22 protein-coding genes, 1 pseudogene and 1 riboswitch are annotated in these 21,536 nt (G+C 46.1%); of the genes and pseudogenes, 5 read left to right on the top strand and 18 right to left on the bottom strand.

The genetic code is table 11. From position 1 onward, the window contains the following. Position 1: 1 nt before the first annotated feature. Positions 2-733, top strand: coding sequence for an ABC transporter permease (locus DXB18_RS13770; RefSeq protein WP_118708430.1), 732 nt, complete (start codon positions 2-4; stop codon positions 731-733). Here the strand turns inward: DXB18_RS13770 and thiE are convergent, their stop codons facing one another. The 7 genes from thiE to DXB18_RS13735 form a co-directional block, all read right to left on the bottom strand. Then, entirely contained in the window at positions 734-1,363 is a 630-nt protein-coding gene (thiE, locus tag DXB18_RS13765) for a thiamine phosphate synthase (RefSeq protein WP_118540610.1), read from the bottom strand. A 34-nt stretch (positions 1,364-1,397) separates the two neighbouring features. After that, the gene (thiM, locus tag DXB18_RS13760; protein ID WP_243103501.1) at positions 1,398-2,219 is read right to left on the bottom strand and encodes a hydroxyethylthiazole kinase; all 822 of its coding nucleotides are present in this window, start codon (positions 2,217-2,219) and stop codon (positions 1,398-1,400) included. Next, on the bottom strand, positions 2,143-2,793 hold the full coding sequence (thiW, locus tag DXB18_RS13755) for an energy coupling factor transporter S component ThiW (protein ID WP_118540614.1): 651 nt from the start codon (positions 2,791-2,793) through the stop codon (positions 2,143-2,145). Before thiW ends, thiM begins: the two co-directional genes overlap by 77 nt. A gap of 2 nt (positions 2,794-2,795) precedes the next feature. Continuing rightward, positions 2,796-3,035, bottom strand: a complete 240-nt coding sequence (locus tag DXB18_RS16370) for a hypothetical protein (RefSeq protein ID WP_118540616.1) — start codon at positions 3,033-3,035, stop codon at positions 2,796-2,798. 178 nt (positions 3,036-3,213) lie between these two features. Further along, positions 3,214-3,317, bottom strand: a riboswitch (TPP riboswitch). A gap of 53 nt (positions 3,318-3,370) precedes the next feature. After that, positions 3,371-4,663, bottom strand: a complete 1,293-nt coding sequence (locus tag DXB18_RS13745; RefSeq protein WP_118540618.1) for an MATE family efflux transporter — start codon at positions 4,661-4,663, stop codon at positions 3,371-3,373. Position 4,664: 1 nt separating this feature from the next. Continuing rightward, a complete protein-coding gene (locus tag DXB18_RS13740) occupies positions 4,665-5,513 on the bottom strand; it encodes an RNA methyltransferase (RefSeq protein ID WP_118540620.1) in 849 nt (282 codons plus the stop codon). 123 nt (positions 5,514-5,636) lie between these two features. Beyond that, positions 5,637-5,960, bottom strand: a complete 324-nt coding sequence (locus DXB18_RS13735; protein WP_118540622.1) for a LysM peptidoglycan-binding domain-containing protein — start codon at positions 5,958-5,960, stop codon at positions 5,637-5,639. Positions 5,961-6,153: 193 nt separating this feature from the next. Here DXB18_RS13735 and lexA point away from each other — a divergent pair, with 193 nt between their 5' ends. Both lexA and DXB18_RS13725 read left to right on the top strand, forming a co-directional pair. Then, a complete protein-coding gene (gene lexA, locus DXB18_RS13730; RefSeq protein ID WP_118540624.1) occupies positions 6,154-6,771 on the top strand; it encodes a transcriptional repressor LexA in 618 nt (205 codons plus the stop codon). Positions 6,772-6,961: 190 nt separating this feature from the next. Beyond that, positions 6,962-7,762 (top strand): hypothetical protein, encoded by an 801-nt coding sequence (locus DXB18_RS13725; RefSeq protein ID WP_118708400.1) that lies wholly within the window; start codon positions 6,962-6,964, stop codon positions 7,760-7,762. A gap of 176 nt (positions 7,763-7,938) precedes the next feature. Here the strand turns inward: DXB18_RS13725 and DXB18_RS13720 are convergent, their stop codons facing one another. The 4 genes from DXB18_RS13720 to DXB18_RS13705 form a co-directional block, all read right to left on the bottom strand. After that, a complete protein-coding gene (locus DXB18_RS13720) occupies positions 7,939-8,592 on the bottom strand; it encodes a cytidylate kinase-like family protein (RefSeq protein WP_118708398.1) in 654 nt (217 codons plus the stop codon). Positions 8,593-8,729: 137 nt separating this feature from the next. Continuing rightward, the gene (locus DXB18_RS13715; RefSeq protein WP_118708428.1) at positions 8,730-9,527 is read right to left on the bottom strand and encodes an ABC transporter ATP-binding protein; all 798 of its coding nucleotides are present in this window, start codon (positions 9,525-9,527) and stop codon (positions 8,730-8,732) included. Between the two features lie 6 nt (positions 9,528-9,533). Then, entirely contained in the window at positions 9,534-10,439 is a 906-nt protein-coding gene (locus DXB18_RS13710; RefSeq protein WP_118540630.1) for an ABC transporter permease, read from the bottom strand. 7 nt (positions 10,440-10,446) lie between these two features. Then, positions 10,447-11,499, bottom strand: coding sequence for an ABC transporter substrate-binding protein (locus DXB18_RS13705; protein ID WP_243035171.1), 1,053 nt, complete (start codon positions 11,497-11,499; stop codon positions 10,447-10,449). A 365-nt stretch (positions 11,500-11,864) separates the two neighbouring features. Here DXB18_RS13705 and citX point away from each other — a divergent pair, with 365 nt between their 5' ends. Together citX and citG are read left to right on the top strand one after the other, a co-directional pair. Beyond that, positions 11,865-12,371, top strand: coding sequence for a citrate lyase holo-[acyl-carrier protein] synthase (gene citX / locus DXB18_RS13700; protein WP_118540632.1), 507 nt, complete (start codon positions 11,865-11,867; stop codon positions 12,369-12,371). A gap of 70 nt (positions 12,372-12,441) precedes the next feature. Then, entirely contained in the window at positions 12,442-13,299 is an 858-nt protein-coding gene (citG, locus tag DXB18_RS13695; RefSeq protein ID WP_118540634.1) for a triphosphoribosyl-dephospho-CoA synthase CitG, read from the top strand. A 53-nt stretch (positions 13,300-13,352) separates the two neighbouring features. On the opposite strand, the gene DXB18_RS13690 is transcribed toward citG, so the two are convergent. From DXB18_RS13690 to tig, 7 genes and pseudogenes are all read right to left on the bottom strand, one after another. Beyond that, positions 13,353-14,384: a dipeptidase gene (locus tag DXB18_RS13690; protein WP_118540704.1), complete on the bottom strand. Its 1,032-nt coding sequence runs from the start codon at positions 14,382-14,384 to the stop codon at positions 13,353-13,355. Between the two features lie 65 nt (positions 14,385-14,449). After that, entirely contained in the window at positions 14,450-14,920 is a 471-nt protein-coding gene (locus tag DXB18_RS13685) for a methylglyoxal synthase (RefSeq protein ID WP_182430585.1), read from the bottom strand. 126 nt (positions 14,921-15,046) lie between these two features. After that, positions 15,047-15,700 carry a ribosome biogenesis GTP-binding protein YihA/YsxC gene (gene yihA / locus DXB18_RS13680; RefSeq protein ID WP_118708396.1) on the bottom strand — a complete coding sequence of 218 codons (654 nt, stop codon included), beginning with the start codon at positions 15,698-15,700 and terminating at the stop codon, positions 15,047-15,049. A gap of 20 nt (positions 15,701-15,720) precedes the next feature. Further along, positions 15,721-18,033: an endopeptidase La gene (gene lon, locus DXB18_RS13675; protein WP_118540640.1), complete on the bottom strand. Its 2,313-nt coding sequence runs from the start codon at positions 18,031-18,033 to the stop codon at positions 15,721-15,723. Between the two features lie 83 nt (positions 18,034-18,116). Continuing rightward, a complete protein-coding gene (clpX, locus tag DXB18_RS13670; protein WP_118540642.1) occupies positions 18,117-19,427 on the bottom strand; it encodes an ATP-dependent Clp protease ATP-binding subunit ClpX in 1,311 nt (436 codons plus the stop codon). Positions 19,428-19,484: 57 nt separating this feature from the next. Then, positions 19,485-20,075: pseudogene (gene clpP, locus DXB18_RS13665) on the bottom strand (ATP-dependent Clp endopeptidase proteolytic subunit ClpP); the annotation flags it as partial. 151 nt (positions 20,076-20,226) lie between these two features. Next, positions 20,227-21,513, bottom strand: a complete 1,287-nt coding sequence (gene tig / locus DXB18_RS13660; RefSeq protein ID WP_118540644.1) for a trigger factor — start codon at positions 21,511-21,513, stop codon at positions 20,227-20,229. Positions 21,514-21,536 lie beyond the last annotated feature (23 nt).

Genomic DNA, 21,536 nt, shown 5'->3' with positions numbered 1-21,536 from the left:
CATGGGAATTCTTACTGTATTATGGGAAAAATGGGTGGAATTCCACCACAATTTTTTTAAGATCACATCCGCAGCCATGATTGCTCCGCTCCTGTATATTCTGGTATTCGGCTTTGGTGTCCAGACCGTATCACACGGCCAGCCCTATCTGAACTTTCTGATCCCAGGGGTAGTGGCTCTTACTACCATGAACGGAAGCTTCAATGCCATTGCCCAGACACTGAATGTACAGCGCCTGTATGAAAAAGCATTTGACCAGGTCATGATCTCGCCGACTCCTCTCTGGCAGTTTATTGCGGGTCAGATCATCGGCGGAAGTCTGCGCGGTGTCTATGCGGGAAGTGTGATCATACTTCTGGTCCTTCCTCTGCGGACCGGCCTCTGCTTTAACGGCTGGTCATTTCTGTTTATGTTTCTGAACGGAGCGGTGTTCTCCACCATTGGTGTTGTAGTTTCTTTTTACGCGAAAAACCATGCAGATGTGCCGCGGTTTTCAAACTATGTTATCATGCCGATGGCGTATCTGTGCAACACCTTTTTCTCCGCCCAGAATATGCCTGACGGGATCCGCCAGCTGATCAGCTGGCTTCCTCTGTCACAGACCAGTGCTGCCCTGCGGCAGATTGCCAATCAGGAAGCATTCTCCTTCACAGGGATCTGGATTCTGGTATTATATCTGGCCTGCTTTTCTGCTGCCGCATCCTGGTTTCTATACAAAAAGAAAAATCTGTGATCAAAGCTCCTTCACTGCAGCAAGCAGCTCTTCGGCTGCTTTTTTCGGGTCATCTGCTTTCATGATAGCAGATACCACTGCAATACCGTCCGCTCCGCTCCCCTTTAAAATATCCATATTTTTCCGGTTCAGTCCTCCGATGGCAACCGCCGGGATCGGAACGGCCTTGCAGATGGCAGCCAGTGTAGAAACCTCTGTGAGCACGGTGGTCACCTTGGTTGTGGTCGGATAAATTGCTCCGACTCCAAGGTAATCTGCGCCATCCTGGTAAGCCTTCTGCGCAGCTTCAACGGTTTTAGCGGTTGCTCCCACAATTTTATCCGGTCCGAGAAGACGGCGAACCTCTGCTACCGGAAGGTCTGATGCACCAACATGAACACCGGCAGCACCGCAGGCCATGGCAACATCCACACGGTCATCGATGATCAGCGGAATATGATAACGGTCTGTAATCGCACGAAGCTTGCAGGCTTTTTCCAGATAATCCCGCCCGCCGGTATTCTTCTCGCGAAGCTGCACCATGGTAACACCACCCTTGCACGCTTCCTCTACGGTATAAAGAAGAGATTCTTCGGTATGGTAAGTACTGTCAGTTACAAGATATAAGCTTAAATCCAGGTTGTTTTTCATCTTAAGTTCCTCTTTTCTATGAATGGCATCTGTGTTACCTGATACGGCGTATCTGTGCTTGATTCTGCAGCTGACTGTCGGTCATGCAGAAAACCTCATCCAGAAGAGCTGCCTGAAAGCTTCCGGGACCTCTGGAGCCGGATGCGGCATGTTCTCCTGAGATTCCCATGGTAATGGCTGCCAGCAATGCAGCAGGTGTACCGGCAAAAGCCAGTGCTACGCTTGCGGGAAGGTATGCCGCAGTCAGTGCTCCCACCATACAGCCGGTTCCCGTAATTCCAGACAATGCCTCATGACCGTTTGATACCAGAAAAACACTGTCTTTATCTGCGATCAGGTCCTGTTTGCCTGTTGCCATAACCGCGCACCCAAAATGAGCCGCCAGTTCTTTGGCAATTTTACAATACAACGCTTCATTTTCCGAGGATATCGCATCCTGTGCTCCGGCATCAATTCCAGTCCCATGGAAGGGAAGGTTTGCAACTGCCAGGATTTCAGAAATGTTTCCCTTTATCACAGAAAAGGTACCCTCCGTAAAAAGCTGTCTTGCAAAATCCCGGCGAAGTTTACTGCAGGTAACCCCGACCAGATCGATAAGCACCGGAATCTTTTTTCGATTCGCAACATCGAGTGAACGCTTCATGGATTCCATACGTGCATCCGTAATATTTCCAAGATTCAACATGAGAGCTGACGCCACTTCTGTTATTTCCTCTACTTCTTTCGGATGCTCTGCCATAATGGGGCGGGCTCCCGTCGCCAGAATGATGTTCGCACAGTCATGAATCGATATGGGATTCGTAATGCAATGAATCAGCGAAGCGTTTCTTTTCGTATGCTTTCGAATTTCCAGCATTTCCAGCATAACCTGCTGTACTGTTGTTTCCTTCTTTGTTTCTTCGATTTCTGTCATATACTTTTGCACCAAGACTTTCCTGAAATTTTGCAAGCATCCCGGTCTGGCTAAGCGCCTTTAAAAATACATAGGCTGCGATGCCACCCATAATGGTTGCAGAGATAAACATCGGGGTATAATAAAATGCATTGAGTCCATCCCTGCCCATGATAAATGCCATAACCGGATAAGAGACGATAGAGCCAATGATACCCGTTCCAATGATTTCGCCAATCACTGCACAGATAATTTTTCCCTTTGATGCCCGATAGAGCACACCAGATAAAAATGCACCAAACACAGCACCTGTTAAAGCTAATGGCGGAATTCCCATAAACATCATGCGGATTACGCCAATCATGCATGCACACAGCAGAGAATACCACGGTCCCATAAATACAGAACAGGTAATATTGATCAAATGGGCCGTAGGACACATTCCCTCAATTCTCAGAATTGGAGAAATAACCACTCCAATTGCAACCATCATAGCCAGAAATACCATGCGAAACGTTTTCATTCTTTGTTTTTCCATTTTCATCCTCCTGTTTTTTCGGATTTCTGACGCCAGAAAGGGGAATGATTTCTGCTTTTAGCGACAAAAATCCCTTGTTCGGTCGAAGTTCTCTTACTTCCTCTCACTCCGAAAACACGGATTCCCATCGCTATATCAACTCCTCCTGCCTGGCTGCAGGGCGCTCCCCCTCCGGCCATCTTTTCCAACAGAAAAATGCCGATTTCAGAAAACCAGATCACAATTTCCGGATTCTTTCTCATATCTGTTGTGCAGTCAGATTCTATTTTTCATGAAACAAAATGGAACGCCATGCGCATCCTGGCGGAGCGCTTTTTGCTCCATAGGAGGCAATTCCTATAAAGTCAGCGGACGCGCCAGTGGCGCCTCCTCGACATGCAAAGCAATAAAAATGCATCTTCCGGTAACTCGCAGAAGATGCATTCTATCGTTCTTGCTTCCCTCCGTTGGCATTACCCAAATCAGGTACGGTCGAAGATTCATCTTCCTCTCAGCCTGTCACACAGGCTCCCGCGCACTTATATTCATTTGTAACTGTTTCAATCAGATGATAGCATAGCACAGAGTTTTTTAGATGTCAACGGTTAAACTTTTTTATGCCAGTCAGAGTCAGCAGCATTGTCATGAGCTCCGCACATGGGAATGCTAGCCATACTCCATTCATACCAAATAAAAAAGATAGCAAACATGCACATGTCAGGATTGCAATAAACCCGCGTGACATGGAAGATAAAAAAGCCCATTGAACCGATTCTACCGCGCTGAGTATGTTTGCTCCCACAATATTAATTCCAGCGAATAAAAAGCCGGTAAAATAAATCCGCAATCCCTGTTCAGCAAGACTGGCAAGTTCCATATCCTGTTCCCGGTTAAAAATACCAGCCATCGGTTTTGACCAGATCTGGACACTTACTAACAATACAGCGGCAACGCACAATGCAGTTTTCAGAGCCAAACCAATTACCGTCTTTAAACTGTTTTTGTCACCCTGCCCATAAAAACGACTGATGAGTGGCTGGGACCCCTGGGCAATTCCATTGAAAAGAGCGACTGCAACCAGAGAAAAGTTGGCTACAACACCATATGCCGCTACTCCGACATTCCCGGACAACCCTAAGATAATGGTATTAAATGCCACGGTAATGACTCCGGAAGAAATTTCCCCCACAAAAGCAGACACACCAACCTGACAGGAAAAAAACAACTTCCGGATCGACAACGGAACCGGTTTGAACAAAATCGTATTCCGCGAAGACCGGAAATGTTTCATACAAATGAAAATACTGACAATTGGAGACAGCGCGGTTGCCAACGCTGCTCCAGCCATAGAGAGACCAAATGGGAACATCAAAACATAGTCAAACACAATGTTAAACAGATTGCTCCCAAGTGTTGCAAACATGGCAATGGATGGATCCCCGTCATTTCTCACAAATGCACTGACAATATGGTTCCACATGAAAAAAGGCGCAAACATGAGAAAAATACGGGTATATAAAATACCAGTAGCAACAATCTGCTCATCTCCCCCAAGAATATGAATGATTTTTCCCGGGAAAAAGATTCCTGCAAACACAAACACCAGACTTAGAACAGTAGCCCAGGCCAAGGCATGAAAAAAGTATCCTTCCGCTTCTTTTATTCCGTGGTTGCGCTCTACGGCAAAGCGAATTGCCGAACCTACACCAATCATGGCTCCAAATGCAAAAATCAGATTATAAAGAGGCAATACCAGATTCAGTGCTGTAATACCGTTGGCACCAACTGCTTTGGCAATAAAAAATGTATCTGCTAAAATGTAGAGCGACATTCCAAGCATGCCCAGCATATTCAGGGATACATAACGAATAAACTGTCTTCGGATGGTCATGTTACGCGTTTCCCTCCACTCTCTGATTTCCAAGCTGCCAGAAAGCTACTGCACTTGCAGCGGCTACATTCAGAGAATCCACTCCATGTGTCATGGGAATACGGATGGTATAGTCACAATCTGCAATGGTATCTTGTGCAAGTCCATCTCCTTCGGTTCCAAGTACAATGGCAAGTTTTTCTTCTGCAAGCACAGCCGGGTCGTCAATGCGTACAGACTGATCCGTCAATGCCATGGCAGCTGTCTTGAAACCAAGCTGGTGTAACGTATCCATCGCGGGGCGCGGCCATGTACCGTTTCGTTCGAACACAGTCCACGGGATTTGGAAAACCGTTCCCATACTCACCCGGATTGCGCGTCTGTACAGGGGATCACTGCAGCCAGAGGTTAACAGAACCGCATCCATATTCAATGCTGCGGCTGAACGAAATATCGCTCCCACATTGGTAGGATTCATCACATTTTCCAAAACAGCAATACGCCTTGCCCCGGAACAGACGGTCTCAATGGATGGCAGGTGCTTCCTGCGCATGGCGCAAAGAAGTCCTCTTGTTAATGCAAACCCGGTCAATTTTGTTAATACTTCCATAGGGGCTGTATAGATTGGAACATTCCCACAACGGGCAAGAATTTCAGCAGCTGCCTTGTCCAGCTCGTTTTCTTCTGCTAGGATTGAAACCGGGATATATCCAGCATCCAGTGCCCGTCCAATTACAATTGGGCTTTCTGCTATAAAAATTCCAGTATCCGGTTCAAAATAATGGAAAAGCTGATTTTCCGACAATCTCGTATAGACTTCCAATTCCGGCATCTGCAGATCTGTTACTTTTATGATGTTTGTATGCAGCATAAATTACTCCTTAGTCAAATTAATATCATATCCCATCTCAGGCACTGAGTGGGTATATAAGAATTCTAGTAGTATGATTTCAAAACAAACATAATTATAACGACTGCCAACGCCTTATGCAAGTTATTCAGCAAAATATACGACTGTCAGAAATTCTCCGGAATGAATCTGTTCGGATTTCAAACCATTCATGCGTTTCAATTCCTCGACATATTCTGCTTTGGAATAACCGCTCCCTTTATAATACTGATCCGCGAGATTCCAGAGATTATCCCCCTGACGAAGCTGTACACTGGTATAATAACGGTTCAATTGTACTGCAGCTTTCTCTTCTGCCCTCGCGTTCAACAAGGTGTGTCCGAAAAAACCAGAGCAAAATGCCAGAATCATTAATAAAATAACCATAAGGTTCCGTAATCTGCGTTTCGTATTTCTGCCTGTTTTCATAAAGATTCCCCCTGCGTAAAAATATTCCGAACGTACGTTTGTTATGCTGTCATTATACGTTTCGAACAAATGTTTGTCAATATGTTTTCCAAGAAAAACGAACAAAAGTTTGCTTTTTGAGTAAAACTATGCTACTATAATCCTATAAAAAAGAAACACTTTATATTGAATATATCCGCATGGAGGAATGATGATGGGTCAGGGTAAAATTACAGCAAAACAACAGGAAATTTTATCATATATCAAAGAATGTATTTTGAAAAAGGGCTATCCGCCTGCAGTACGTGAGATCTGCGAAGCAGTTCAGCTTAAGTCGACCTCATCGGTCCACTCTCATCTGGAATCCCTGGAGGCAAATGGATACATACGCAGAGATCCGACCAAACCACGCGCCATTGAAATCCTGGACGATGAATTTGCATTAAACCGCCGGGAAATGGTTCAGGTTCCTGTAATTGGTACAGTAGCTGCCGGAGAACCGATTCTGGCACAGGAGCACATCGAAGACTATTTTCCGATTCCGGCTGAAATACTTCCAAACAAAGATACCTTTATGTTAAAAGTCAAAGGGGAAAGTATGGTCAATGCGGGAATCTATAGCGGCGATAAGGTCATCGTCGAGCAGACCAATACGGCAGAAAACGGAGAGATCGTTGTCGCACTTGTCGATGATTCTGCCACAGTCAAACGGTTTTACAAGGAAAACGGGCACTACCGTCTCCAGCCGGAAAACGATGCCATGGATCCGATCATCACGGATCATGTAGAGATTCTGGGGAAAGTCATTGGATTATTCCGCATGATGGCGTAAATACGTAAATGCCATTCTGAAAGAATCGGATTTTTGTATTGAGCAAATACTGAAGTTCACCAAATGTTCACCATTTTCCGGAAAACTTAATAAAAAATCAATGGCTTTTTCATCTGCTTTGTAGTAAACTCTTGTTTGTTGGTTCCAAAAGTATGAATTGACAAAGAAAGATCAGAGGAGTGATATTATTATGAAAAAGGCATTATTGTTTACTGCAATCGCAGCAGTTTCCATCAGTGCAGCAGCCTGTTCCGGAAAAAAAGCAACCGAGACTACCGCTGCTCCGGAAGAAACGACGGTAGCAGAGTCTACTACGGAGGCAGAAGTTGATGAAGATTATACCAGTGGTGTGATCACAGCGATTGACGGTGATGTTCTTACCATAAAAGACGACTATAGCGATGAAGAAAAGAAATACGATATCTCCAGTGCAGACGTAACCAAAGAATTCCCGCTTTCTGAAGGCGACTGGGTAGATATCACGTTCCCGGCAGAAACTACGGACGACCCGGTACCTGTTATTGCCATGGAAGTTACCGCTTCCATGTTAGAGCAGTCCATGGATCCGGTTGCAGAAGGAACCGTTAAGGAAGTAGCTTCTGACACGATGACCCTGGAAGTAGACGGAGAAGAATATAAGATTCTGACCGGCAATGCTTATGTAGTCGGAACAGATGGCATCAAGGCAGACGCAGACGTTGAAGTTACCTACCTCGGCGACCTGGACGACGAGCCGCTGGCAATCAAGATCGTTGCTGCAGACGCAAAAGATTCTGATGAAGCCAAGATCAATGCTTTCGTAGGTAAAGTTGCACAGATCGGTGAGGATGGAGATCATATCGTTCTCGAAGCACAGACCGGCGATTTCTTCACCTTTGTTTCCAGTGATACGGACTTAAGCCAGTATGCAGAAGGTGACACCCTTCAGATTCAGTACGAGGGTTCCATCAACGACAAAGAAATCCAGATCACAAAGATCACAAAGAAATAATATCAAATACGCAAAATGCCACACCAGGCAGAGGATACCTTTCCTCGATATGCAGCGAAATCGAAAAGAGCCAGCAGACACAGTATCTGCTGGCTCTTTTCGATCTTATCGTATGTCACTTTGTTATCCGGTCACTTCGTCGCCCCGTTATCTGACTGCCGTTTTTCGTTGTCCGATTATGAAATATCATAGCCGACCATTCGGATATAATCCTTGATGAGTTCCACAACCTGATCGAGTTCCAGTTTGCTGGCATTGATCGGCAAATCATAATTCGTTAAATCTTCCCATTCCTTACCGGTAAAATACTTATGATACGCTCTGCGCTGTTTCGTGATCTTGTTTAACTTGTTTAAGGCCTCTTTGGTATCGGTAATACCGTCTGTTTCCTGCGTTCTGCGTACACAGGTAGAAATATCCGCATAAACAAATATTTTGATCAGATCCTCTTTTCCTGCGGTTTCCAGAATATAGTCTGCACACCGGCCCACAATGACACAGGACTGTGCAGCTGCCAGTTCCCGGATCACTTCTGACTGAAACCGGAACAGGTTATCTGGCGAAGTTACATCGCCCTCTTTTTTCGGCTCATCAAAAATACCAGACGGCAGGTGCAGATTGCCTACAATTTTTCTCAGCAGGTTATTTCCGGCTTTTTCATCTGCAAGACGGAAATAGCGTTCTCCGACCGCACTTTTTTCAGCTGTCATACTTAAAATTTCATCGTCATAAAATGGAATGTTTAAATCCTCTGCCAGTTTTTTGCCGACAATTCGTCCACCACTTCCGTACTGACGCTCTATCGTAATAACAAGTTTGTGTTTATCCATAAGATGTCCCCCTTTGGAAATCATATTCTGTCTTTTATTTCCCTATTTAGTATAACACAAAACCGGCAGAGTGCCAAACTTTTTTACACTCTGCCGGTTTGATTCTTTTTTTCTGATTATTCAAATGGATTTTTCCACTATTTTGCAAGGATCATACGATCGTTTGCAAACTCTTCTCCGCTGGCTTCCTCAAATTTATGAAGAAGATCCTCGACGGTCAGACGCTTCTTTTTTTCTCCCGCCACATCATAAATAACATTTCCCTCATGCATCATGATCAGGCGGTTTCCCATCTGGATCGCATCGCGCATATTGTGGGTGATCATCAATGTGGTTAACTTTTGCTCTTCGACCATTTCCGCAGTCAGATCGAGCACCTTTTTTGCTGTCTTCGGATCCAGAGCGGCTGTATGTTCATCCAAAAGCAATAATTTCGGTCTCTGCAGGGTAGACATCAGTAAGGTCAGAGCCTGACGCTGTCCGCCGGAAAGGAGTCCCACTTTGGAGGTTAAACGGTCTTCCAGACCAAGTCCGAGGCGTTTTAACATATCCCTATACAGCTTGCGTTCCTCATTTTTGATTCCTGGTTTTAAGCTGCGGACCTTTCCGCGGCGCAATGCCAATGCCAGATTTTCTTCAATTCCCATGGTCGCAGCAGTTCCATTCATCGGATCCTGAAACACACGTCCCAGAAACGCTGCACGTTTATACTCTGGAAGTCTGGTCACGTCTTTTCCGTCAATGACGATCGCACCACTGTCAATTGGCCAGACACCTGCAATCGCATTTAAAAGCGTCGACTTGCCTGCTCCGTTTCCGCCGATCACTGTTACAAAATCCCCGTCATTCAAGGTGAGATTCACACCGCGGAGGGCTTTCTTTTCATTCACAGTGCCCTTATTAAAGGTCTTTGTGATATTTTTAATCTCCAGCATCATTCACTACCCTCTCTTTCCCATTTTTGAAAAATAACGGTTCTTCCAGGTAGGAATTGCCAGAAATACAGCAACCACGGCTGCAGACAGAAGTTTCAGCAGATCCGTATCAATACCAAGCCAGATCACAACCTGAAGCACCAGATAATAAATAATGGAGCCAAGGGCAACTGCAAGCAGTTTGAAGCCGAAATTACGGAATATTTTTCCGAAGATTGCTTCTCCGATGATTACTGCGGCAAGACCGATCACGATTGCGCCGCGTCCCATATTGATATCGGCAAATCCCTGATACTGACACAGCATAGCTCCGGAGAGCGCTACCAGACCATTGGATATCATAAGCCCCAGAACTCGGTTAAAATCGGTGTTGATGCCCTGTGCACGGGCCATTTTATCGTTGCATCCGGTTGCCCTTAAGGAACAGCCAAGTTCTGTACCGAAAAACCAGTACAAGACAACGATCAGAACGATGATCGCGATCGCTACGATCAAGATCGTATTTTTGTAAAATGGAACCTTGCGGATAAAGCGCAAGGAAACCAAAAGATCAAATTTATCCACGTTAATGGCCTGATTGGATTTTCCCATGGTCTTTAAGTTGATGGAATACAGACCAAGCTGGGTCAGGATTCCGGCAAGGATCGCCGGAATTCCCATAAAAGTATGAAGAATTCCGGTTGCCAGACCTGCCGCCATACCGGCTATCGTAGCACCTGCCATAGCTGTCCACACATTATGTCCAGAGAGCATCAGCATAATGCATACTGCACCTCCGGTTCCAAGAGATCCATCTACGGTCAGATCTGCAATGTCCAGGATACGGAAGGTCAGATAAACTCCAATTGCCATAATTCCCCAGATCAGTCCCTGTGCCACTGCACCAGGCAGTGCATTTATCAAACTCATCATATATCAGTTACTCCTCAATCGCAACGTAATCATCCGGAACGGCAACACCAAGTGCTTCGCAAATGGTTTTGTTATATTTCTTGGTAAACTGTGGAGCATATTCGATCGGCATCTCGGATACATTGGACTCGCCAGTTAAAATCTTTGCTGCCATCTTGCCGGTTGCAACACCAAGATCATAGTAACTGATGGAAAGGGTTGCGACACCACATCCGCTGCAGATGCCCTCTTCTCCTGCAATGATCGGAACACCGGCAGGCTGGCAGATATTATTGATAATTTCTGTATTTGCTGCTGCGGTATTGTCAGTCGGAATATAGATCACATCTGAATTATTTGCTGCGTTGGTAGCAATGGTAGCCAGATCGTTGGAATCAGAAAATGCATAGTATTCACAGGTATAACCAAGTTTTTCCAGTTCTGCCTTTACCGTATCTACCTGATACTGGGAGTTTGCTTCTGCGGAACAATACAAAAGTCCTACCTTCTTGGCATCCGAGAACAGCTCTTTTATCATAGCTGCCTGCTCATTTAACGGAGCCAGATCAGAAGTTCCGGAAATATTGCCGCCCACGGTTCCATCGAATCCATCGATGCCAAGAGCCACACCATATTCCGTAACTGCGGTTCCAAGTACCGGAATCGTGTCGGTGCCAGCCTGTGCAGCCTGAAGTGCTGCGGTCGCGTTTGCAAGGATCAGGTCCACATCTTCCGATACAAAGCTGTTGATAATGGTAGCGCAGGTATTGGAATCGCCCTGTGCGTTCTGCTCGTCAAAGGTGACCTGATCGCCAAGTTCCTCAGTCAGCGCATCTTTAAATCCTTCGGTCGCAGCATCCAATGCAACATGCTGTACCAGCTGGCAGATGCCTACGGTATATTTGGCATCCCCGGATGCAGCATCTTTGGATTCTCCGGATTCTGCTGCCTTTGTGTCTTCCGTCTTAGCGTCTGCTGCTGCCTGTGTCGTTTCTGCGGTTTTACCAGAACCACATGCTGTCATGGATGCAGCCATCACTCCAGCCAAAATGAGTGCAAGTGCTTTTTTTGATTTTTTCATAATATTACCCTCCCTTTTCTTCCTATTCTGATTTCAGAATATTGCTTGAACTTTTTCCATCATACTACACTTTTTGCGCCGCGTCAATTTTAATACTTTAAATTCGTGTAAATTCAACGCATTAAAGTGATAAGGTTTTCTTTATATAGGTCATAACTTATTAAGTATTTGCACTTTTTTAAAATTTAACCTATAATAAATCCTGTAACAACGAAGTAATGTTCTGAAATCCAGTAAAGCTTCTGTTTCAAAACCAATGGCATTCAAATCCGATTTCTGCCAAATGATCGTGAAAAATGCTTGCCATACGGGGGAAATGGGGAGCTTTATTGGCATATATATGATTCACTTACAGGGGGATTTTCATGGAAGAAGTTAGTCTGCAGGAAATGCTTACAGCAAGAGAAGAGCGCTGCTGCCTGCAAACGAAATTGCTGCAGCAGTACAAAAAATGTCTGATCAGTTTTACATTAAATATACCAGGACCGGTTAAGGTTCTTCCAGGTGTTCCAAATGCCTTCGCTGCAGGGTGCCAGCGGATTGAAGCCTTATTAAAAGAACGGCTGCTGCTCATCCAGCATATGGAAACCATAAAAGCAAAAACCGGCTACGAGGCTTTTTACAGCGTAGATGCAAATCCAAATTTTGTAAAAGAACTAATGATCACTTTGGAAGACCAGGATCGCATTGGCCGTTTATTCGATATCGATGTACTCCGCGCGGACGGAAGCAAAGTGTCACGGGAAGAGCTCGGATTTGCGCCAAGGACCTGTCTGCTCTGTAAACAGCCGGCTCATGTCTGCAGCCGCAGCCGCAGACATACGGTTGCTGAACTCACATTAGAAATTGAACATATTCTGGAAAGTCTGTAAAAAATGTTGCAGTTTGCGCAGCACATAAACTGCGACAGCATAATTACATATTGTGGAGGGACTGGTATTTATGATTTCTTCTCTTTTTGCCAAAGAATGTGCCTACGCACTCATGGCCGAAGTTGGTGCAACACCAAAACCAGGGCTTGTAGACCGCCACGACAGCGGCGCGCATACTGATATGAATTACGATACGTTTGAAGCCAGCACCAATGCGATCGTCCCATATTTAAAACGCATGTTTGAAGCAGGAAACACCTGGGAAAACACAGATTTTAATGCATTATTTGAAAGCATTCGTCCGATCGGAATGGAAGCAGAAACAGCCATGTTTCAGGCCACCCATGGTGTCAATACCCATAAAGGCATGATCTTTTCCGTCGGAACCATTGCCGCGGCAGCAGGCCTTTTTTACAAACGCCACCAAAAATTTGATGCAGAAAAAATCCTGATGCTTTCCGGTTATCTCTGCTATGACGCCATGCGCAAAGATTTTCAAAAGATTGACCGGAAAAACCCGAAAACGCATGGGGAACTGCTTTATCTGCGCTACAGCACAAAAGGCATCCGGGGAGAAGCCCAGAAAGGCTTCCCTTCCGTCCGCACGTTTTCGCTGCCAGCCCTCCGCGCTGCCTTTCTGGCTGGTCAGTCCGAAAATGAGGCATACTTAAACACGCTTCTCACCCTCATGGCAAATGTAGATGACACGAACGTCTTAAGCCGCGCCAACACGGTTATACAGGGCTATGTAAAATCGGAAGCAGCCCAGATTTTAAAAGCAGGCGGCGCTTCTTCTGCTTCCGGAATCGAGGCCTTAAAAAAACTGAACCAGAAATATATCCATATGAATGTCAGTCCTGGCGGCTGTGCCGATCTTCTGGCTGTTACGATTTTACTCTATCGTCTGGAGCAGATCACCGTCTCATAACGCACATGCGGCAATCTCTTAGAGAAGTTCGAACCTTGAAACATAGGAAACCGTTACAGAAGTTCTTTGTAAACGCGCAGGACGTTATCGTGAAATACTGCCTCGATTTCCCCGGTAGTAAATCCTTCCCTGCTCATTTCATCTGCCAGAAGCTGCATGCCGGAAGCATCTTTCATCTCGGTCATGGTATTGATTCCGTCAAAATCGGAGCCAAGTCCAATGCAGCCGATGCCTCCGATCTGCTTCATATGTTTCATATGCGCTACCATGTCGCTACACAGACCGTGCAGCGGCTTTTTTTGTGTATATTGAGAAACTGTCTCTCCAGAGCCCGTGAACTGGTCTTCCCTGTCTTTTAAAAATGGGGCATAATAGTTAATACCAGCCACCCCTCCGCGTTCTGCCAGTGCCCGGATCATTTCATCGGTTAAGTTTCTCGGATGATGTGCCAGTGCCCGCGCGTTGGAATGACTTGCTACAAACGGTTTTTTTGTATAACGGAAGACGTCCCAGATTCCTGCATCATTCAGATGCGAAATATCTATGATCATTCCGAGGCGTTCCATTTCTTCCAGAAAAGCAATCCCGGTTTCTGTCAGTCCATGCTCCGTGTCAGGAACTGCCCTGGCCGGAGAGACGCTCTCATCCTTTCCATTTGGGAAACCAAGCTCATTTGGAAAATTCCAGGTAATCGTCATCATTCTGGCTCCCAGACGGTAAAAATCACGCAGGCATGCCAGATCGCCTTTGCAGATGCCCCCCTCTTCCAGTGTCAGCATGGCTGACATTCTGCCCTGATGCCGGTTTTCTTCGATATCCTTCCAGCTTTTTACGATACGGATCTGATCTGCATACTGCTCCAGTTCCGTATAAAACAGATCCACCAGCTTCATTGCATAATGAAACGGATCCTGTTCTCTTCCGAGATGTACAAACATCGCAAAATTCTGCAGAAAATAGTCTCCTTGTTCCATCTTATTTAAATCAATATGAAAATGGTTATCCAGAATGGATCCTGTTTCTCCCCGCTCCCTGGCCTGAAAAAGTTCCGAGATGGTGTCACAATGCATATCTACTACTTTCATGGATTTCTTTCCTCCCTCTAAAAACAGGAGACCGGGTTTGCCACCGGTCTCTTCTCTTATACCCATTATAATGTTTCTGCACGCTCTTCGATATTGCGCTTAAAATTGATTACCTCATGCTGGTAATCGCTATTCATAAAGCAGGATGTGATCATGAAATCCGCAGTGGCTTTGTTAACCGCCATAGGAATATCATAGACCTGTGCGATTCGCATCAGGGCTTTCACATCCGGGTCATGAGGCTGGGCTGTTAACGGATCGGAAAAGAATACGACAAAATCGATCACGCCTTCTACGATCTTTGCGCCAATCTGCTGATCACCCCCCAGTGGACCGCTGTTGTATCCCTTAACGGTAAGTCCAGTCTGATCCGTGATCATGCGGGCAGTTGTGCCGGTTCCATACAGATTATGCTTTTCCAGCTCTCCTTTATGTTCTTTGCACCATGCGATCAGTTTTGGCTTTTCGTTATCATGAGCGATCAGTGCAATGTTCTTTTTGCTGCCGATAGTAAATGTAATGTATTCCTGAGACATATAACAGATCCTCCTTAACGCTGCCGTTCACCCTTTTTTGTAAATAGCAGCTATTTTTCTCCTGTACGGATTAGCTAAAAGGTATCACACATTTGAAAAACATACAAGTGAAATTTTTGTAAAATCCTATTTGGGATCAGGATCATCCCCGGTGTCCGGCAATGTATTGAAGGAACTGTTTTCACTTTCAGAAACAGGATTCTGTAAAGAATCGATCAGTGCCCAGATCTCATCCCGCCCCTGTTTGGTCTCCGCAGAGAACGGGATCAGGATATCTTCTTTGGCGAGCCCCAGTCCCTCGCGCACCATCTTCACATGCTTCTGAATCTGGCTGCGTTTTAATTTGTCGAGCTTCGTCGCAACGATAACCGGCTTATACCCATTGGAAACGATCCAGTCGTACATCATCTTATCATTGGCAGACGGATCGTGCCGGATGTCGATCAGAAGGAAAATGCATTTGAGCATTTTCGATTTCTTTAAATACCGTTCGATCATCTTGCCCCATTTGGCCTTTACCTCAACAGATACCTTTGCGTAACCATAGCCCGGCAGATCGACAAAATACAGGTTGTCATTGACATTATAAAAATTGATCGTCTGGGTCTTGCCAGGCTGTGAGGAAGTCCTCGCGAGGGCCCGGCGGTTTAACAGACCATTGATCAGGGAAGATTTTCCTACATTGGACTTCCCTGCAAAAGCAAATTCCGGCAGAATATTTTCCGGCAGCGTGCTGGTAATGCCACAGACTGTCTCCAGTTCCGCTTTTTTAATAATCATCGTTCTTCCTCACTTTACCGTTATGCAAGTGCTGCAGCCAGCACATCATCCATAGTCTTCATATAAAGGATATTCAGTCCCCTGGTAATTTCCTTCGATAATTCTGCAATGTCGGCACGGTTTTTCTCTGGGACCAGAACCGTCTCCATATGAGCCATCTTGGCGGCAAGAATCTTCTCCTTGAGTCCACCGATCGGAAGTACGCGTCCGCGCAGGGTAATTTCCCCTGTCATAGCCACTTTTGCCAGCACCTTGCGGTTTACTACAGCAGAGAACATGGCAGTCGCCATGGTGATTCCGGCCGATGGACCGTCTTTCGGCACAGCGCCTTCCGGAATGTGGATATGAATATCATGCTTTGCAAAATAATCGTCCGGCACATCATACTGCGGGCAGATGGAACGGACATACGTCAAAGCCGTCATGGCAGATTCTTTCATAACATCTCCCATCTGTCCGGTCAATTTCAATTCACCCTTACCAGGCATTACATTGACCTCAATCTGCAGGGTGTCACCACCCACACTGGTCCAGGCGAGACCGCGGACAATGCCAACCTGATCTTCTTCATTCGCATCCTCAAAGGTAATTTTCTCCTTACCGAGATACTTTTCCAGGTTAGACTCTGTGACACGAATATGCTCTTTTTTGTGCTCCAGATACTCTCTTGCGGATTTGCGGCAGATTTCTCCGATGCGGCGCTCCAGATTACGCACACCGGCTTCGCGTGTGTAATTGTGGATGATCTTTTTCAGAGCAGAATCGGAAATGACAATCTGATCCTTCTTCAGACCACAGCGCTCCCGCTGCTTTTCCACCAGATAATCGCGCGCAATATGGAACTTTTCATTTTCCGTATAACTGTTAACCTCAATAACTTCCATACGGTCCAGGAGCGGTCCCGGAATGGTCTGGGTCGTATTCGCTGTTGCAATGAATAAAACATTCGACAGATCGATTGGAAGCTCTACATAATGGTCACGGAACTTTACATTCTGTTCGCCGTCCAGTACTTCCAGCAGTGCAGATGAGGTATCGCCTTTATAGTCGCTGCTGACTTTATCGATCTCATCCAAAAGCATCAGTGGATTGGCTACGCCTGCCTGACGCAGTCCGTCGACCAGGCGGCCTGGCATAGCGCCGACATAGGTTTTCCGGTGACCGCGGATCTCAGCTTCATCGTGAACACCACCCAGACTGATGCGCACGTACTTTTTGTTTAAAGCACGGGCAACCGAGCGGGCAATGGAGGTTTTACCGGTTCCCGGAGGTCCCACCAGACAAATGATCGGACTATTGCCTTTCTTTGACAGGACACGAACTGCCAGATACTCCAGCACGCGTTCTTTCACTTGTTCCAGACCATAATGATCTTCCTCGAGGATCTCTTTCGCGTGTTTTAAGTCATTATTGTCTTTGGATGTTTTATTCCACGGGAGTTCCAGAACGGTCTCGATATAAGTGCGAATCACATTGCTTTCCTGTCCGCCGCCGGGCATGCCTTTCAATCGGTCGATTTCCTTCTGGATTTTTTCTTTCACCTCTTTGTCTGCTTTCAGGGCGGCCAGCTGTTTTTCATATTCGTCTGCATCAGACATCAGGTCCTCACCGAGTTCTTCCCGTATGACCTTCATCTGCTCTCTCAGAATATAATCTTTCTGGTTTTTGTCAATATTTTCTTTGACCTTTTCCTGCAGTTCGCGGTGAATCTGGGATACCTCGATTTCATGGATCAGGTTTGATAAAAGCACTTCATACTGTCCTGCCAGGGTTGTCTCCTCCAGATAATTCTGGCGGATCTTATAATCCCAGGGAAGTTCGCTCGCCATCTGCAGCATCAGACTTTCCAGGTCTTCGCAAAGCAGCATATTCGGCAAGATCTCTTTGCTGAATTTGGGATGCTGACGGCCATAGGACTCCAGCTTTTCTTTTAAAATACGGGACATAGCTTCTGCAGCAGCTGCGTCAACATCCGATTCCTGTTCTTCGGTAAGCAAAATTTCACCGATCAGGGCAGGTTCCGTACTGTCTAAATCCAGAAGTTCTGCACGTTCCTGTCCTTCGGCCATGACACGGACAATTCCGCCTGGCATTTTCACCAGTTGTTTTATGTAAGAAGCGGTACCAATGTGGCAAAGCTGTTCCAATGTCGGATCCTGAATTTCCGGATCTTTCTGTGCAACCAGACAAACGCGCTGGTCACTGACCATAGCCTTTTCCACTGCAGCAATCGATTTTTTGCGGCTGATATCGAAGCTGATGGTCATTTCCGGAAGCATGGTAAGACCGCGAAGCGCAATCACCGGCATTGTTATAATTTTTGTATCTTCCATCAGGTTCCTCCTAAAAAGATTTAAAAGCAGAAAATGGGAGCCATAAGCTCCCATTCTCCTTTTTACGATCCGGCTTATGACAGTTAAGCAATTTCGTCGGACTTTTCTTTCTTCAGTCTCTGGGAGAGGGTCTTGCGCGGCACAGCCGTTTCGCGGTATACCAGCTCCGGCTCTCCTGTTTTGTCTACAACATCTTTTGTAATGGTACAGATGCCAATATTATTGTCAGATGGAATCTCATACATCAGATCCATCATCACAGATTCCAAAATGGAACGCAGTCCTCTGGCGCCTGTTTTTCTTGCGACTGCAAGTTTTGCAACCTCAGCAACAGCCTCCGGGGTAAACTCCAGTTTTACGCCGTCCAGTTCGAATAATTTCTGGTACTGCTTGGTCAGTGCGTTCTTCGGCTCGGTCAGGATGCGGGTCAGTGCCTCTTCATCCAGAAGATCTAGGGAAACTGTTACCGGCACACGGCCAATAAACTCCGGGATCAGTCCGAATTTTACCAAATCGTGCGGCTCTACCTGACGTAAAAGCTCATCGATATCTGTTTTATTTTTATCGACTACTTCCGCATTAAATCCAATGGAGCCGGCGCTGAGTCTGCTCTCAATGATCTTCTCCAGACCGTCAAAAGCACCTCCGCAGATAAACAGAATGTTGGTGGTATCGATCTGGATCAGTTCCTGATGCGGATGTTTTCTTCCACCCTGCGGCGGTACACTTGCTACGGTACCCTCCAGAATCTTTAAGAGTGCCTGCTGGACACCCTCACCGGATACGTCACGTGTGATGGAAACGTTCTCGGACTTCTTTGTGATCTTATCGATCTCATCCACGTAAATGATCCCGTATTCTGCCCTGCTGATATCATAATCTGCAGCCTGGATCAGCTTTAAAAGGATATTCTCTACATCCTCACCCACATAACCGGCTTCTGTCAGAGCAGTGGCATCTGCAATGGCAAATGGAACATTTAAAACCTTTGCAAGTGTCTGTGCGAGATAGGTTTTACCAGAACCAGTCGGGCCCAGCATCAGAATATTGCTTTTCTGCACATCGACATCGCTTCCTGCGCCGGAAGTAATCCGTTTGTAATGATTATACACTGCAACAGACAGCACTTTTTTCGCTGCATCCTGCCCAATGACATACTCATCTAAGAATGCTTTGATCTCCTTCGGTTTTAACAGGTTGATGCCTGCCAAAGGTGAAACAGGTTCCACTTCCTCTTCATTTTCATCCAATTCCTCTGCAAGGATTTCCCCGCAAAGTTCGATACATTCATCACAGATAAATACATTGTTGGAACCGGCAATCAGTTTTCTTACCTGATCCTGGGTCTTTCCGCAGAAAGAGCATCTGACCCTGTCATCTGTTCTTGTCGGCATAAAATAACACCTTGTCCTTTCCTGGTTGTAACAATTCCTGCATGTCAGACAGCCGCTTTAGTGTTTTGCGATCACCTGGTCGATCAGGCCGTATTTTAACGCTTCTTCGGCAGTCATATAGTTGTCACGCTCTGTGTCGCGGCAGATGACCTCATACGGCTGACCGGTATTTGCTGCAAGAATCTCATTTAATTTCTTTTTGGTCTGCAGGATTTTCTCTGCAACAATCTGAATTTCCGTTGCCTGACCCTGTGCACCGCCGGATGGCTGATGGATCATCACCTCTGCATTCGGAAGCGCGAAACGTTTTCCCTTTGCGCCGCCTGCCAGAAGAAATGCACCCATACTTGCTGCCATACCGATGCAGACCGTAGATACATCACATTTGATGTAATTCATGGTATCGTAGATCGCCATACCAGCTGTTACGGAACCTCCCGGGCTGTTAATATATAAGTTAATATCCTTGCCCGGATCCTCAGACTCCAGGAACAGAAGCTGTGCGACGATCAGACTTGCTGAAACGTCGGTCACCTCTTCTCCAAGGAAAATAATTCTCTCTTTTAATAATCGGGAATAAATATCGTAGGAGCGTTCTCCTCTGCTGGTCTGTTCAATTACATAAGGTACCAATGCCATCGTCAAATCCTCCTGTTTTTTCTTGCATTCCTTGCATCACAGGAAGTACCAGTGACAACCTTCACGGTTTCCTGTCTTTTGCAATGATAGGTGCAGACTCCAGGTCTGGCCCGAAATCTGCACCTAGTCATAATCATACTATTTCCTTTTCTGGAAGATATTATACTAACTTAGCCTCAGCTACCAGGAAATCTACTGCCTCCTGAACAGCCATATCAGCCTTCATCTGAGCCATTCCAGCCTCACCCATAATGTTCTTGATCTGCTCAACGTCCATCTTGTAGTTCTCAGACATCTTCTTGATCTCAGCCTCTACTAACTCGTCAGACGGCTCGATCTTCTCAGCTGCTACAACAGCCTCGAGTACCAGACGGGTGCGCAGTCTTAACTCAGCCTGCGGACGCATCTGCTCCTGGAGCTGCTCGATGGTGCTGCCGGTGAACTGCAGATACTGGTCAAAGCTGATGCCCTGGCTCTGCAGTCTGCGTGCATAGTCCTCGATCATGTTGCGAACCTGCTCGTCAACCATCGGTGCCGGGATATCCATCTGAGCGTTGTCAACAACTTTCTGTACTACGTTGTTCTCGTTCTCAGCGGTAGCCTGTGCCTGCTTGGTCTCAGCCAGTTTGTTCTTAACATCCTCTTTGTATGCGTCGAGAGTCTCGAACTCAGAAACTTCGCTTGCGAACTCATCGTTCAGCTCCGGAAGCTCTTTCATCTTGATCTCTTTGATCTTAACCTTGAAAGTTGCCGGCTTGCCAGCCAGCTCAGCTGCATGATACTCAGCCGGGAAAGTTACGTTTACTTCTACATCCTCACCGATGTTCTTGCCGATCAGCTGATCCTCGAAGGTATCGATGAAAGAATGAGAACCGATCACCAGGGTGTAATCCTCTGCCTTGCCGCCCTCAAATGCCTTGCCATCTACAAAGCCCTCGAAATCGATCACGGTCTGGTCACCATCTGCTACTGCACGGTCTTCTACGGTTACCAGTCTGGAGTTCTGCTCCTGAACTTTCTTTAACTCTGCCTCTACGTCAGCGTCGGTAACTTCCGGTTTTGCTTTCTCTACTTCGATGCCTTTGTACTCACCAAGGGTAACTTCCGGCTTGGTAGCTACGGTTGCAACGTAGATGAATGCTTTGCCCTTCTCAACCTGCTCGATGGAGATTTCCGGTCTGGAAACGATCTCAAGACCGCTCTCTTTTGCAGCATCCGGGTAGGAAGCGTTGATTGCTTCGTCTACAGCGTCCTCATAGAAAACGCCCACGCCGTACATTTTCTCGATCATTGCCTGCGGAGCTTTTCCTTTACGGAAACCAGGAATGTTGAATTTGTTTTTATTCTTGTTATAGGAAGTTTTAAGAGCTGCCTCAAACTGCTCTGCCGGTACTTCTACGGTTAATTTCGCCATGTTTTTTTCTAATTTTTCTACCTGTAAACTCATAATATGGGTTCCTCCTTACATCT

It is taken from the genome of Clostridium sp. OM02-18AC (genome assembly GCF_003481825.1).
Taxonomy (GTDB): domain Bacteria; phylum Bacillota; class Clostridia; order Lachnospirales; family Lachnospiraceae; genus Brotaphodocola.
This window is presented reverse-complemented; position numbering and strand designations above follow the sequence as displayed.